The 14,948-nt window shown below is 41.5% G+C and carries 9 protein-coding genes and 2 pseudogenes; 6 read left to right on the forward strand and 5 right to left on the reverse strand.

The genetic code is table 11. From position 1 onward, the window contains the following. Positions 1 to 14 precede the first annotated feature (14 nt). From PTZ19_RS23335 to PTZ19_RS23350, 4 genes and pseudogenes are all read left to right on the forward strand, one after another. Complete coding sequence (locus PTZ19_RS23335; protein ID WP_276358038.1) at positions 15 to 1,940, forward strand: TnsD family Tn7-like transposition protein; 1,926 nt, start codon at positions 15 to 17, stop codon at positions 1,938 to 1,940. A gap of 98 nt (positions 1,941 to 2,038) precedes the next feature. Beyond that, positions 2,039 to 3,886, forward strand: a complete 1,848-nt coding sequence (locus tag PTZ19_RS23340) for a TnsD family transposase (protein ID WP_276358039.1) — start codon at positions 2,039 to 2,041, stop codon at positions 3,884 to 3,886. A 48-nt stretch (positions 3,887 to 3,934) separates the two neighbouring features. Next, the gene (locus tag PTZ19_RS23345; protein WP_276358040.1) at positions 3,935 to 4,315 is read left to right on the forward strand and encodes a hypothetical protein; all 381 of its coding nucleotides are present in this window, start codon (positions 3,935 to 3,937) and stop codon (positions 4,313 to 4,315) included. Positions 4,316 to 4,367: 52 nt separating this feature from the next. After that, a pseudogene (locus PTZ19_RS23350) lies at positions 4,368 to 4,580 on the forward strand (His/Gly/Thr/Pro-type tRNA ligase C-terminal domain-containing protein); the annotation flags it as partial. Positions 4,581 to 4,708: 128 nt separating this feature from the next. Here the strand turns inward: PTZ19_RS23350 and PTZ19_RS23355 are convergent. Further along, the gene (locus PTZ19_RS23355) at positions 4,709 to 5,776 is read right to left on the reverse strand and encodes an SAP domain-containing protein (protein WP_276358041.1); all 1,068 of its coding nucleotides are present in this window, start codon (positions 5,774 to 5,776) and stop codon (positions 4,709 to 4,711) included. 266 nt (positions 5,777 to 6,042) lie between these two features. On the opposite strand from PTZ19_RS23355, the pseudogene csaA reads away from it, so the two are divergent. Together csaA and PTZ19_RS23365 are read left to right on the forward strand one after the other, a co-directional pair. Then, a pseudogene (csaA, locus tag PTZ19_RS23360) lies at positions 6,043 to 6,372 on the forward strand (chaperone CsaA). Positions 6,373 to 6,419: 47 nt separating this feature from the next. Further along, the gene (locus tag PTZ19_RS23365) at positions 6,420 to 7,019 is read left to right on the forward strand and encodes a hypothetical protein (protein WP_276358042.1); all 600 of its coding nucleotides are present in this window, start codon (positions 6,420 to 6,422) and stop codon (positions 7,017 to 7,019) included. 75 nt (positions 7,020 to 7,094) lie between these two features. Here PTZ19_RS23365 and PTZ19_RS23370 read toward each other — a convergent pair whose 3' ends face one another. The 4 genes from PTZ19_RS23370 to PTZ19_RS23385 are packed head-to-tail and all read right to left on the reverse strand — an operon-like array spanning position 7,095 to position 14,826. Then, entirely contained in the window at positions 7,095 to 11,567 is a 4,473-nt protein-coding gene (locus PTZ19_RS23370) for a coiled-coil domain-containing protein (protein WP_276358043.1), read from the reverse strand. Next, positions 11,554 to 12,300, reverse strand: coding sequence for a DUF6063 family protein (locus tag PTZ19_RS23375; protein ID WP_276358044.1), 747 nt, complete (start codon positions 12,298 to 12,300; stop codon positions 11,554 to 11,556). The genes PTZ19_RS23370 and PTZ19_RS23375 overlap by 14 nt, the downstream gene beginning before the upstream one ends. Further along, positions 12,272 to 13,774: a hypothetical protein gene (locus tag PTZ19_RS23380; RefSeq protein WP_276358045.1), complete on the reverse strand. Its 1,503-nt coding sequence runs from the start codon at positions 13,772 to 13,774 to the stop codon at positions 12,272 to 12,274. The genes PTZ19_RS23375 and PTZ19_RS23380 overlap by 29 nt, the downstream gene beginning before the upstream one ends. Then, complete coding sequence (locus tag PTZ19_RS23385) at positions 13,771 to 14,826, reverse strand: Wadjet anti-phage system protein JetD domain-containing protein (RefSeq protein WP_276358046.1); 1,056 nt, start codon at positions 14,824 to 14,826, stop codon at positions 13,771 to 13,773. Before PTZ19_RS23385 ends, PTZ19_RS23380 begins: the two co-directional genes overlap by 4 nt. Between the last annotated feature and the right edge of the window lie 122 nt (positions 14,827 to 14,948).

Here is a 14,948-nt window from a genome sequence, read left to right on the forward strand (position 1 = left end):
GATGGGGGTGCTGTATGCCTCAAATGCTCTTCTTCCCTGAACCGTTACCCGATGAAGATTTTCGAAGCATTGTTTATCGTTATCACCTTATGTCCTCCAATTCCATATTTTCAGAGTCAAAGGAAGAACTGTTCGGTATAAGGTCCCATAAAAATCTTATGTTTCCGATGAAACTTGAATATTTTTGTTGCAGACTTCCGATTGGGCATTCTCTTCGACTTAATACCTTCATTGAAAAGCATACATGGGTAGGGTTAATATTCTGTTTCCTTACAAAAACAAATCAAGAAAAAATACATATGCTCATGAAATTCGGTAATGAAAAATTATATCAAACAACTCTACTCCATATAGCAGGGCTATTCTCAAAACAGATACGATATTGCCCTGAATGTTTGAAAGTTGATGAAGAACAATTCGGAATTTGTTACGTACATCGTATTCATCAACTATCGTTCCTTGATTATTGTCCAGTTCACTATTCGAAACTTATTAATGCGTGCCCAAATTGTAATTATCCTTTGAGTAAAGACTATGCAGAAGAACTCATTTACCAATCGAAATGCAAAAAATGCAAATCAACTATGGAAACTCCACTAATTGAAAAGACAAACTCCATTACTATGTTCAAAGATAAACTGATGCAGGATTTATGCAAACTACGAGATTACTCTGATCAGCTTAGTGCTGAAATTATTCAATTAAAGTTAATGATGAAATTGTGGGAACTAAAATATATTCATTACCGTGGTCGTGTGATGAAATTGGAGTTTTTAAGCGAAATGGTATCCAAATATTCATCAGAGCAGCTAAAAGTAATTGGGTTAGAGAAGACTCAATTAGTATCAAAACATTTTGTAGCTCGTTTTCTGACGTTGGATGATATGAGAAGACATGTCTTGTTTTATATCGTGCTAATCCAGTATCTTTTTCATTCCGTTGATGAGTTACTTAGCTATAATCATCCTATCGCAATTCAAGTTCCTTTTGGTAATGGCCCTTGGGAGTGCTACAACACAATATGTGAAGGATATAATCGAAAGGTGATTAACCGTTGTACTCGTAATTCGAAGGGATCAGGTGGTTCTACAGTTTCGGTTGAATTTGTGTGTCCGATTTGTGGTTATACTTATTCACGGTTATGGAAACCGGAAGGGGATGAATCACGCAAACCCTTGGTCGTTAGTAAGGGGCATCTGTGGCAAGAAAAAGTGAAGGATCTTTATAGTGCGGGATATTCAATTTATCAGATTCGAAAAAAAACCGGCTTTTCCGAAACCGCGTTAAAAACTTATGTAAATCAGTTAAAGTACCAGATGGTAAAAGCATCAGAATTAAAGATCCCTTATGATACTTCATTAGCTATAAAAGAAACTGCAACTACTGGGGTATTGAAGAACAAGTATATATTTCGAAATATATTGTTGGAGACGGCAAGAGAAAAGAAGACCACAAAGCGAATAACGATGCTTCGTTTACATCCAAGAGAATATAACTGGTTATATCGACATGATTCGGAGTGGCTAAACAAACATTTTCCGAGACAGGCAAGAGTTAAAGAAAAAATTGATTTAAAAGATTTCGACATAATACTGGCAAAGAAAATTTGGGAAGTAACTAATCAATTGAAAATAACTTGTAGCACCAGGATAAGAAAACACACAATATTGAATCAATTAACCCCTTTGGAAAAATCAAGGATAACAAATATGCAAGAGCGCTTACCAGAGAGCACAAGAGTATTACAGCAATCGATTGAAGATTTTGAGTCTTTTTTAATTAGAGGCCTTAACCGAATATTTAAGAAGTTGAGGATGAAAGGATATCGGACCGTAACGTATAGAGCTGTTTTAAATTATTCTAAGCAATATGGTCGATGTGGAGACGAGACAAGGGCCAAAATTGAGATGTTATTAGAGCAACTCAATCGAGAAGTCTAAAGGAAAACAGAGGTAAATATTTCGTACTATGTTGGGAATATCCTTATCGGAAAGGGGAAAAATAATCATATTGCCAATTAGTTTGGAGTGAAGGCAGTATGATATATTTTCCTTCTTTGTTCCCGGATGAAATACTATATAGTGCTTTTTCCAGATATCATAGAGATTCAGGAAACGAGAATCATAAACTGACGATGGAAGATTTATTTGGGGATACACAAGTGTGTGCATCATTACTATTCCCATCCCATTTGACTTCTCTATGTGATAGAATGCCTCCTGGAAGTTTGTATAGTCCTGAAGAGTTAATTATTTACCATACATTTCTCCCATACTATGCGCCTTTTATTTCTGACAAAAGATATTTAGAAATGAAAGAAATAATGAAGTCAGGTAAGGGGACTTCTGCTTACATGCAGATTGGTAAACCGGCCTCGACGGTTAAAACACAACAAGGATTAAGGTATTGCCCGACTTGTGTTATTAGAGATCGCGAAATCTATGGAGAGGCGTATTGGCATAGGTCCCACCAGGCCGATGGGGTATTTGTATGTCATTATCACCCTAATGCGCTTATCACAACCAATGTGACACATACCAAGCAAAGAAATAAGCACGAATATGTATCGTTAGAAATTATTTTGAAGAATGAGGACTTACAGTACAATCCAGTACCTCCCCAGTCTTTTAATATCCTGAAGTTTATTGCTGAACAGACAAATCTTCTCTTGAGCAGTAGTTGGAATCCTCTCGGTTTGCTTAAACTGAATCGATTTTATGTATCGAAGTTGCAACATATGGGTCTGGCCAATCATACGGGAAGAATCAGGTGGGCGGATCTAATACCTGCATTTAACCTATTTTTAGGAAAAGAATTGCTAACAGAACTTCAAAGTCACATTGAACTTTCGCAAGAAGCAACATGGCTACATAAATTACTTAGGAAACCGCGTGTTACGTGCCACCCGTTAAGGCATCTACTGGTTCTTGGTTTTCTAGGCGAGACTATCGAAAGCATGACTAATCAAATATCTGATTATAAGATATCTTATGAACCTTTTGGGAAAGGGCCATGGCCATGTCTCAACAAAGCTGCAAATCATTATAAAGATCCAGTGATATCATCATGTGAAATTACAAGATGTTCAAAAACGGGAATGCCAGTAGGAACTTTCTCCTGTTCCTGTGGATTTGTCTATTCGCGGAAAGGGCCAGATCAATCCAATGATGATCGTTTTAAGATTGGCCGAATAAAAAACTTTGGTGAAGTATGGAACGAGAAATTGCGAATTATATCTCAACAAGATATATCGCTGAGAGAAATGTCCAGAAGGCTTGGTTGTGATCCGAAAACAGTGATAAGTAGGCTTTCCGATAGCAAAACAGTCATATCATCTGCGGTTGATCAAGAAAGCATGCGCTATAAAGAAGAATGGAAGAAATTAATAAGTAGTAATAGTGAGTTGTCTGTAACCGAGCTTAGAAAACTAAATCAATCTGCTTATACCTGGCTGTACAGACATGATAGGACGTGGTTGCATGAACATTCGCCCGTTAATAGGAAGAGTATTAAAAAGCGTGAACGGATCAATTGGGAAGAAAGGGATCATCAAATTGCTAAAGAGGTTCAATTAGCGGCAAATGAAATTTTGTATGGAAAATCTGATAAACTTATCAGGGTAACGAAAACAGAGATCGGACGAAGGATCGGTAAGTTACCTCTTTTATTTAAAATGTTACACAAGTTACCTGAAACGGCCAAACAATTAAATGTTGTATTGGAGACGGTTGAGGAATTTCAAAAAAGACGAATTAATCTCAAGGCAGTAGAATTGATGAATACGAATGCAATTGTTAAGCGTTGGGAACTGATTCGGGTTTCTGGCTTAAGAAAGAAGTTTATTGAAATTCATCATGATGTAATTGATGACCTCACTGTAACATAGTAGTAGAGATGAATATGCGAAAACAAATTGCCAATGAAGGTGATAATAATGACATTGCTTAATGACGAAGAAAAAGTCACTTTCTTAATCGATCTATTAGAACGCCATATTGATAAACTTCCGAGTGAGAACAGCTTTGTAAATTATCTTGAATCAATCCGTGTTTTTTTAAAGACTAAAGATCCAATTCTTCAAAAGACGGCAATCTCTAATAGTGAGTTATTTATAGACAACTTCTCCCATGTTTTAAATAACTGTATTACTTCCAAACAGGCGGTAGGTTCACTAATAGCTGCATTCGATAAAGTGGGATATGCTGATTCAATGGATGCTGCTGCGATTATTATTGAGTTTGAGGATCTTCTAAAACAAATGTCTGAAGAAGAAGCAGAGAAATTATATAGGGAACGTTGGTTGGCTGAAAAGTAGGAATTTGAAAATGAAATATCCGATATTACTGGAGTTATGAGCAAATTGCTCGAGGATTGAATCGATCGACGAGCGTAACGAAAAGTTGGGCTACAAATTCCGCGAGGCCCAGCTAGAGAAAGTTCCTTACATGCTGGTAATCGGTGAAAATGAAGCAACTTCCGGCACAGTGTCCGTCAGAAAACGTAGCGAAGGAGACCTTGGAATAAAAAGCGTGGAGGAGGTAGCTGACCAGATTTACAAAGAAATCCGCGAGAAAAGGTGACCATGATCAAGATAGCGGCTACCTGGACAATTGTTGGTTTATAGCCGTCAATAAATCTTTAAACGATGCAGCGGCAGTACTTTCCCCGGCCGCCGCTGCATTTTCCTAAGAAAGTTCGTTAAATGCAGTTACCTTTTATTTTGAAATTTATATCTCTTTTTAGCTTCAAGATAGATTTGTTTCAAACGTTCCTGATTTTCGTTCAACTCTTCAACCAAGATTTGATAAGTCTCTTGCTTGGTGAAGATATGGAAGGGGACTTGAAGCGAGTTCACTGCGCCAAAATAAAGTTCCTTAAAATCATTTTCTGATAGATTCAATTCATCACGCAAATGTACGATTCTTGATTTAATACCGGGAGCGAGCGTGCATGTTGACTTCTCGTAAGGAAAAAAGTTTTTCTCGACTATGTGCAGGTATTGTTTGTCGAAATTATTGCTCATTCCGCTCAGATCAATGAAGCAAATCTCAAATAGATTTCTTAATGATTCCTCGTACTTCCCTTCTTGCTCCTGCAAGACCGAGAAACCGAGCAAGATATTTCTGTAAAGTCCGAAATTCCGCTCTTTCCAACGGCTTTGCTTTTTAATATTTAGGATTTTATATCCTATTTCAAACTTTGAAAGACCAGGGTTTTTTACTTTTTCCTGTTGAGCTTCATCAATCGTTACATCTACGTAGTTTTGGGAATGAAAAAACCAAATATGGTCATTTTCTTGAACAGCCTTTTGGCCTTGATCAGTCAATTGATATACGAGGTCGGGGAACAATTGGGATAGCTCTTTCTGGTCAACATGTTCTTGTATCCGTAGGATCAAATCTTCCTTTTTACCTGATGTTTTCAGTGATTTTTGCTTTAGCACGTCTTTTAAAACGGGCATTGTTGATTTTCTCATATTCTCTTCAACATTGTGTGTCACGCTCAGGTATCCTTGATCAATTAGTTTTTTCAGCGTCAAATGTGGGTTGATTTCATAACGATATTCAAAATAACCTGGAAACTGGATATTGCTTGAGGATCCATTGACGTAATCTAATAATAGCAATTCAGCCGGCTTCAATGGAGCTGGTGTATTTATTTTATCGGTTGGCTCCTTTAAATGGTTTTTCGTGGTATTGTCGGCGGAAATATTGGATTTTGATATGGAGTTATTTGAAGGTTTAAATGCCTTGAAAATTTTCTGAATTATGTTCATTCTACACCTCAGGAAATGTGATAAACTCGTTAACTTCAAAATTCGACAATCCTATCCGACGTTCCTGCCAAGTTGTTCCACATAAATGACGATTGAAATATTGGACAATCATATGCGGCAATAGTATCAATTCGGCTTATAGCCGTAACAAAAAGAAGAATCAGAAGTATACTGTTTTGAGCTTAATGTTTACAAGGTAGGTAGGTCCTACACTATATTGGGGTAATTTATTAGGTAATTACATGCAAAAGTTGGAGGCGAGACTCATGGTAACAATTAAGGATTTAATGAAGTTGGATATTCGGATCGGAACTGTAATTCATGCAGAACCATTTCCGGAAGCACGAAAATCTGCAATAAAATTATTAATTGATTTTGGTGAGATTGGACTTAAGCGCAGTTCGGCTCAAATTACGAGAAGATACGAACCTGAACAACTTATTGGCCGCCAAGTAATCGCAGTAGTAAACTTTCCTGTTAGACGTATCGCTGGTTTTGAATCGGAAGTTTAGGTAATTGGGGCAGTTCCGGAGGAAGGCGATGTGGTGCTTTTAAAGCCAGATGAACCTGTAAAAAATGGTAAACCGATTGCCTAAAAGATACATTAATTAATGTTTTGTGATTTCTAGGAGGAGGTGTTTTGTTGAAATTCTCCAGCTACAAGGAAAGACGAAAAAGTTGGCCGCTGCAAGATACCATCAACAAAATCATCGAAGTAAATGAAGATATTGCGCAATTTTGGTCAAATTCTCATGGCTGGGCACCATCCTCTGCAGCGGATTTGTTAGAAAAATCGAGATTGGATTGGCAGGTATCACTTTCACATACCTTGCACCGATGGGTGGACGCACCGGAAGCCGATGCGCCAGATCATGACGGCAGCTTGATACTCGCATGGACAAACATAGGGACTCTTGTTGAAAACACAATGAAACTTTTTCTCTCCGTATATCTGACTGATTACCGGGTAGATGAGAAAGCAATTATGTACAAAGGTAAAGTAGTTGATCCGGATGGGGCCAAATTCGACAAACTTATTGTCTTTTTTAAGGAAAAGATCTGGATGGACGACGAACGGGATGAACGTAATCAATGGGTCACCAAGATTCAGCGACGTCGTAATGCTATTCACGCATTCAAGAACCGAGAGATTGGTTCATTTGAGGAGTTGCATGAGGTCATTAGGGATTATTTAGATTTTATTGAAGATCTGAACGTTAGGTTGCCACGACCTGATTACTAATTAAACATGCGTTACAAAATGGAAGCACCGCCGTTTCCAAATAAGGTTATCGGCGGTGCCACTTATTTATTACTATTATATAAGCCTCGGAGCTTGTTTCAACTGGCGGAATCCGTGATGGACGTGATGAGTGACGGCATCTTTGCCACTCTTTTGCTTCTGCAGGTCCAGGGAACAGTAGACCGGGAATTTTTGAGAAATGCCGAGCTTCACCAGTTCCGGAGGAGTGACAACCAGCCACTGGAATTTCAACAAATCCGCAATGACAAATATCGGATCCACTACGTGGGGCGATATGGCATTGGCGAATGGGTTATCCGATATGAGGACTGAATACCGCTGATCGGTGCTCTTACGTTTAAAGGTTAACAGCATCATCATTACCAGCGTCCGGGCTGCAACCAATTGACCGCCGCTGCCGGCAGTTTCTGTATGTGATCCCGTATTCATCGTTTCCCATTCCGTAAAATAGTGGCTCAACGGTTGTTCCGTCAAAAAGGTATTGTCTGTATTCAGATTGTAGATTTCCAAGATTGGAAATTGATTTTGAAGAGCCGCGAATACCAAATCGCTTGGATTTATTTTTTTCTTGATGATACCCATATCAAGCCCTTCAATAGCTGAATGGGTTTTTAAAAGTTCTTTTAAGACATTATCAAAAAACTCAAACATATAGATTTCGATATCTTCGACTAGCTTAGGCAGACGTTCAGCATGCCGAAGGCGCAGGAGATCGAATTTGTGGTTCCCCTTATTTCGAATGGACATTCGTTGGGTCATCTCCCGTAACCCCTTGATAATCGAAATACAAAACTTAGAAGCATGTTTTCCCCAGTTCCTACGTGCCTCTTCCGCAATGCCGATATCGTCTTTTTGTTTTTCCAACTCAAAGAGGGCATAATTTCGGTTTTCTTTCAAGATTTCCAACTTGTCTTCGGGCTCTGAGTCTCTCAGCAGGCGGTATTGGCCTACCATGACTTCTTTTAAATACTCGTCCCACGAAGATCCCTCGATGACTGACAGATGTTTTTTGCAGATCTCATCGGCTTTTTTCATAACCGATTTATACACGTCTTCTTTCTTTTTCCGGGAATCATTCCAGGAAGAGACGATATTAGGATCTTGTCTGATTTTATCCAGTAACGGCAGATTTAGTGCAACTTGCGTTTGAACGTCATCCGTATCCAAGTAGGCTTCCAATCTGTTGTGCATTAACTCAAAACGTTTTTCGTCACCTTGAAGATTTTTGATTTGAGTTCCAAGGGTTAGCAGCCCTGCTTCGACTGCAGCAATGCCGCGTTCGATTTCCAGTTCTTTGGCTTCGATTACAACATCTTTCCAAGGATCAGGGTTCTCCACGTTACGCTCTGCTTTCTGTCGGTCCTTCACCAGGTGGTCGAGGCTGGTTTTTGCCTTTACCAATGCGTTTTCGCAGGCTCGTTCCGCATTAGCGGCTGTTTTGACTTCCTCTTTCAAGACACGTTCGCGGCGTTCCAGCCAATCGACCGATTCTATAGGAACAGGAATCCGATCCCAATTCGGTTCAACATCTTCGAGATGGTCTTTTGCTATTTGCAAATCCTCTAGTGCACGCTTCATTTCGGTCTGCAAACGGATCAATTCCGCATTGTTCATGGAAATATCCTGGTCAATGCTTCTCATGGTTGAGATGATATGGAGCAGACTTTCGCTGTGAACGTGCAGATGAGGAGGCTCTTCCGATGGTTCAGTTTTGGAAGCGGAAGGGAGTGCTGCATCGTCCACATAGAAACGAATTTGTTCAATTTTCCCTTGAATGTCTTGGTTCCATTTGGAATAAGCTATACTCCAGTTAAATAGCAAATCCCCCATGTTCTTGGCTTGTTCGGATACTTCTTCATACTGTTTTCCCAAACTCCGTTCCTGTTTCACCTGCCGGTCCTTTTCATTCATGCGCTCCATGGTTCTCCAATAATCCGTCACATAGGTCTCCAACTCTTGTACACGGGATCGAAGCTCACGAACAGCTAACTCCAAATGTTCCTTCTCTTCCTTCGCTTGGTCAACTAACTCCGCCTTCACCTGCAAGAGATTCCGGCTTTCTTGTAGGCGCGATTCCATATTTTGAGCCTCACTCTTTTTCTTCTCATACTCTTGTAAGAGGAGAGTAGAGGTGGTGTGAAGAAGCGTTGATTTCACCTTCTCCAACAGTTGTCGGTGAATCTCTTCTTGTTTTTGGCATTTTCCCATCTGATCAGTCAAGTCCTGCAGCCGAACAATCAAGGTTTGTTTCCGTGCATCCCATGCCCCGGGAACGGCAGACAGCTCAAAAGCCTGGTTTGCCGGTATCGCAAACAGATGGGTCTCACTGCCTTCAAGGCGCTCAGCAGCATAAAGAGGTACAGGAGAAAAATGAACGTCGTCCTGGAATAAATCTGCCTGTAGAATAGTCTGAATATCCTCATTCTTATACGCCACCAGCGCATAAGGGAGAAGAGGAAAGGATGCCAACAGATCTCTTCGTTTGGGCATCTCTAAATGATGAACATATTCCGTGCCCAACATAATCGCGAAGCCACGCTTCTCAAGTTTTTGTTTGGCCAGAATCAGACTGGCGTTAGGAACCCAAACCGGTGAATCTTCAGTGCCAAGGTCCAAGTCTAGCTCTTGCTTCAAGGTCCAGATCTCTTCTTTAAACTGCAATTTGCGTTGTTCCCAGTGCTGAATCTTTGCCTCCAAGACCGGCTTTTGAGCGCGTAAAAATTCCGGCACAGGCACTTCTTCTGAAGGAACAGCTCTGAGCTCGCGAATCAACTCACCAGCCAGGGTTTCTTCGCTCTGATATTGTTTATGGTACTGTTCATATACAAGAGATACTGCTTTGGAAGCCTGAGCAAACTGCTCCTCTTCCTTTTGCACACGGCCAAAAAGCTCTGTGCTTTCTTGAGACAGCTGTTCAATTTTTGCGGAAAGTTTCCGCTCTTGCTCAACCCGAGATTCGAACTCGGTTTGTTCAAATTTATAGATCCCTTCCGGATCTAAACGAATGGCGACTCCATGTAAGTTTTCCATCTGGCGGGTTTTGGTTTCGAAATCATCGATTTGTGTTACCAGACTTTGTATCGTTGCCTTTGTTTGAATTAGTTCGTCATTAAGGTTCTTCAAGGTCTGATCGCGCTCGGTTTTAGATTGAGTCAAATGAGTATAATACGCTTCATATTGTTCTTGAACGTTCTGCAATTCCTGACGGAGGATATCCCACTCGGAAAGGGCCTTTTGCCGAAGTTCCGTCAACTTTTGCTTATTCGCTTTCACTTCGGCCGAGTTTTCAATGGCCTCCATTTGAAGTTTGATGGTTTGGACACTCTGCCAACAGTCGTGCTGAATTTTTCTTAGTTTTTGGAGCTGGGCTTCTTTATGGGTATCCTGTTTACGCTTCAAATCAGCTTTGGCTTCGCGGTCTCTGTTCTCTGCCTCTTTGCACACTTCTAGCTGCTGTTGTTCCGCCCGTAAGGCGCGTACATAGCCTAGATTACTTTGCTGCCAAGTAAAGTCTTCTTTTTGTTTCAGTAAGGCGCTCTGATCGGTTTGCTTTTGTGCTATATTCGCTTTGGTCATGCGGAGAAGCTCCTCAATCGACCTGAACAACTGGACACCTTCACGTCTGGTATTCTCCAAATCCTCTTTGGCGGTAACACAAGCAGAAACAGCAAGTTCCAGCTCATTACACATTTCGATAAGCACATGTAGCGCCTCTTCCCGGTTTCGCAAAAAGGGAAGCTGCTCAGCGATAACAGCTGCATCTTTAAATAATTTGGCCAGATCTGTGCTGCTTTCCACCTCGTTGTGCAAGCGTTCGGCAATCGTCGGAATCAAAAGCTCTTTAAACAACCCCATATTGGTACGCGAATTGGGAAACACCTTCTCAAAATAATCCTGAATGCCGGCTTCATTTCGATTCATTTTGACCATCTCTGCCCAGTCATCCGCATAAATGCCGTAGGACGCTAGCGTTTCCTTGTACCTTCTTTTATCTTTGGAAGAGTTTGTGAAATACCGGAATTCATATACTCCGGAGTGAAGAAGATCGCACCACTCTTTATAAGGCATAATTGAGCGGTTCTGCTCGTCGTAATATGACAAATCACGAATAGAAAACCGTTCGTGTTCCCCGTATTCCCGAACAAAGGTTGTATAGTCCACCTCAACGTTCTCGTTGTTATCTTCTTTTTTCATGGATTTCGTTGCAAAAAATGCAATCCCCGTAACTAAATAGCGCTTTGGAGTCGTATCCAGTACCCATTCGACGGACACATAAAAAGGATATGGTTTAAAGTTTCCCTTCTCATCGTAAAAGAAGTGGCGTACGGTGGAAGTCCCCTCTTTTCCCCAAGAAACCATGGGAAGAACCACTTGAAACAACAATTGCAGCAATACGCCCTTACCGCCGCTGTTAATCATGGATAGAAGGGAGTGGTCGGCATTGAAATCGAACACGCTGTTCAAGTAAAATTTAAGCTGCTTGTTATAGCGCGGCCCGGTTATGCGTAAGGCGTTAATGGCTGGCATCTTGGTTCCTCCCCGCATCAATAATGGATTTGAGCTGTTTAAACCGGTCATGGTCGTGATAGAGAAGATCAAGCCGGTCATAAAGATCATCGGTTGGAAGCAGAATGGTTTGATCGTCATCTTCGACGATTCGGAGAAGCCGTTCTTCCACCAGCAAGTTTGCGGCCAAGGTGCAATACGAATACTTTGTTTTCGTAGACGCTACAGGCTTACCCCCTCCATCTTCATACGGCTGTTTGGCAAACCACATGTCCTTAATCTGGACAATAGCGATGCCCCATTCGGCTTCGATTTCCGGCTGTTTCTGCAACTCTTGGTCCCATCGGGCCATGGTTTGGTCCACCAGATCAATCCATTTATGAATTGTAACCCCGCTAATTTCCTGCTCGTTACGAATCAATAAATCCCCGTCCATCTCACACAGCAGCACCATGAGAAGGATGTGAAGCAAATCCAATTCATCCCGGTTTTTGATTCGGGAATGCTTGTCCTTTAACTGTGTAAAAGAAGAGGCGTACACACTGCCTTCTGGTTCCACAACCAAATGGAGTTTCGTTGGCGTCTCCAGGATCATAGTTCCAGATTGTTTGGCAATAATGTTCGTGGCCTCGTGAATTTCTTGTTCGGAAAAATAGGGAGCCAGAAAATCTTGATTGCGGTCGACCATTTTATGACGGAGCAAATAAAAATAAATGGACGCGCTTTTATGAAGTTGTTCTGCTGTAAATGGCATGGGCGGTATCCTCCTCGGCAGGATCTTTGATGCTGATAACGATAGGGGAGATGCGAACCCCAAAAAACTGAAGGGGAGCACCTCGTTCAAAACGGGCCCGTATGGTTTTTCCTGCAATCTCGTTAAAAAACGGATCTGAGATGATGAGATGTCGAATCAACTCCATCCGCTCATCCTCATAAGGTTGATGGGTTGTAAACAGGTGAGGGATTTCCAGCACATCCGTTTTGAAGATCATCCATAACTCCAGTGCTTCAATAGTCCATTCTTTTGCAGGGATGTCCCGTAAACTGACTTCTTCCATGTAAATCAAATCACGGATGACCGGGGCCCAATACCGGCATAAGGCGGACCAGTCTCGGGTTTCTTTTGGTTCCAAGGACTGTTCTTCCGGCTCATCCTCTTCATGAATCTCATCGTCATGATGACGTACTTCCTGTTCGCTCCAAATTAACCCCATTGGATAAATAAAAGGTGCCCGAGGGGAAAAGAAGGGGGAGAGCAGCTTCCCCATCGTATTGGCCGGAATTCCTTTTGCGAGAAGCTCATTTTCCCAAATATCGGTTTTAAAAGAAACGTTACGACGTTTCATAAAGGCGGATGGCCGGTACTTCCGAATGGAAAGCTCCAACTCAATATTTTGATATAGCTCCGCATGCAATTTGGCCGATAAAGCCATGGTAGCATGGACTTTCATTTCCATTTCGAGAATGTGGAAACGGGCTTCCGGTGTGGCCAAATCCACGTTTGCCAACATGCGAATCATTTTATCAAATCGCTGATTGGACTCTTCAAACTGACGCTCAATTTCATTCCGTCGTTCTTTTCTTGCCTGCGTTCCTTGTTCCATGAGGATTTTAGGATTGCGGTGCAGATGCCTCCGGTAATCATGCTCTTGTGCGATCAGTTGCTTGATTTTCGTAATCAATACATCCAATGACTGAAGGGCGGACCGAAAATTATTATTGCGAATCAGTTTAAGGGTATAAAGCTGTTCGAACTCAATGGAAAACTCCAAAATGACCTCTCGACTTAAAAAGATCATATTTTGAGAAGCTTGCGTCAATTTATAGATGGCTTCCCGTTTCCTGTATTCTGTATCGATCGTCAAATATAAGAATGGTTTATCACTAAACATCCCACTAGATGGGTCAAACACTTTGGCGCTAAACGGGTTCCGTAGATTGGGATTTCCGTAGGACACAAGGCCACTGATTAACCGTTCGGCTTTGTCATCGTCATGGGGCAAGTTTTGATGTTCCATAATTGCTTTGGCGATGGCAACGAGATCAGACCGGGATCGCTTCTCGTCATCTTTGATTTCCCGATAAAAGACCTCGAGTAATATCGCCAATAACAGTTGGGGGAGATAAGGAGTTAAGGTTGCCCCGACTTCCATCCCTTTTCCTAACATAAAAATGGGGTTTAGCATGGTGGTTCGTTCCCGGAACCCTTCCCAAATTTCAACGTTCATGTGAGGCCCCCTTTCTGCATCGTTTCATAGGAGATTGCTTCTTGAGGGAAGCGAATCCGTTTGCTCCATGATTGTTCGGCCTTATCCAAAATAAGTGGATACGGTTTTACTTCTTCAAAAAACTGTGCGACTTGTTCCCGGTTTTGAACTTGACCCGGTTTTACAGGAACAGCTGATTTTGCCATCTGAGCAATTTCTTCATAGAAGGATATCGCTAGCTGAATGGGATAATCGGGGTAGGATCGTTTCAAACTATCGTAGATAGCAAAGCCGCTAGGATCGTAATCTCCTGCATACCAAATGGTTGTTAAAGACACAGGGACTCGCAAGTCTTCCAGGTATGACAAGGAAGAGACAATATGTTTCCCCCGTCCAAAAATCAGAAGTTCTGGGCTTAGGCCATATATGTTCCCGCCTTCCTCTAGCACCCTTCTGCATGAGTGAAAGAGGGAACGGTTTTCCACGATCAAAATGCGGCGTACGTCCTCTGTCAGCATACGAGGCTGGAGCCAATACACAAAAGGCTCACCATAGACACGAGCATAAAGGTCGGGAAGAGTCTTTTTAATCCGCCGCAAAAATTCCTTCCCCTCGCTGTTATCCAACCATTTTTCATCATGGAATAACTGGTATGATCGTTCTTCCCGGGAAACCCAAATTTTTGGGTCTTGGCTTTCCAAGAAAGCAGCTACAGCCGAAATGCGACTCCAGGCTTCTTCCGTTTGTTCTTCTGGGTGGGATTGATAAAAGGACAAATCAATGAGCGAAGCCAAGGTCATAAACCGCCCTATATTCCACCTAGATTCAATCTGTTTTTTTATCAATCGCCATTCCACAGGGAGTTGGGGGTCCTTTCCATTGTGGATTTTTTGTTTATTTTTTACAGGTGTAATCTCCCCATCATATTCTAAATCCCGCACAAAATCGGCAAACTTTTTATAGGAAAAGGCATCTATACCAACGGCGGACATAAATGCTTTCTCCAGCCGATGGATATCAAAAGTACGGTTTTTTTGGTTGTTCAAATAGTTCAATAGCCATTCTTTGTTCACAGAATCTACCCTTTTTGTCGTTTCCTATTATTATAGCAGTTTCGCCAAATTTACAGAATTATCAGTAGGTATCCAGATAACGGTTCAACTACCTTTTTAATCGTTTAACGAAATAACGGGTA

It is taken from the genome of Cohnella caldifontis, assembly GCF_029360585.1.
Lineage (GTDB): Bacteria > Bacillota > Bacilli > Paenibacillales > Paenibacillaceae > Cohnella > Cohnella caldifontis.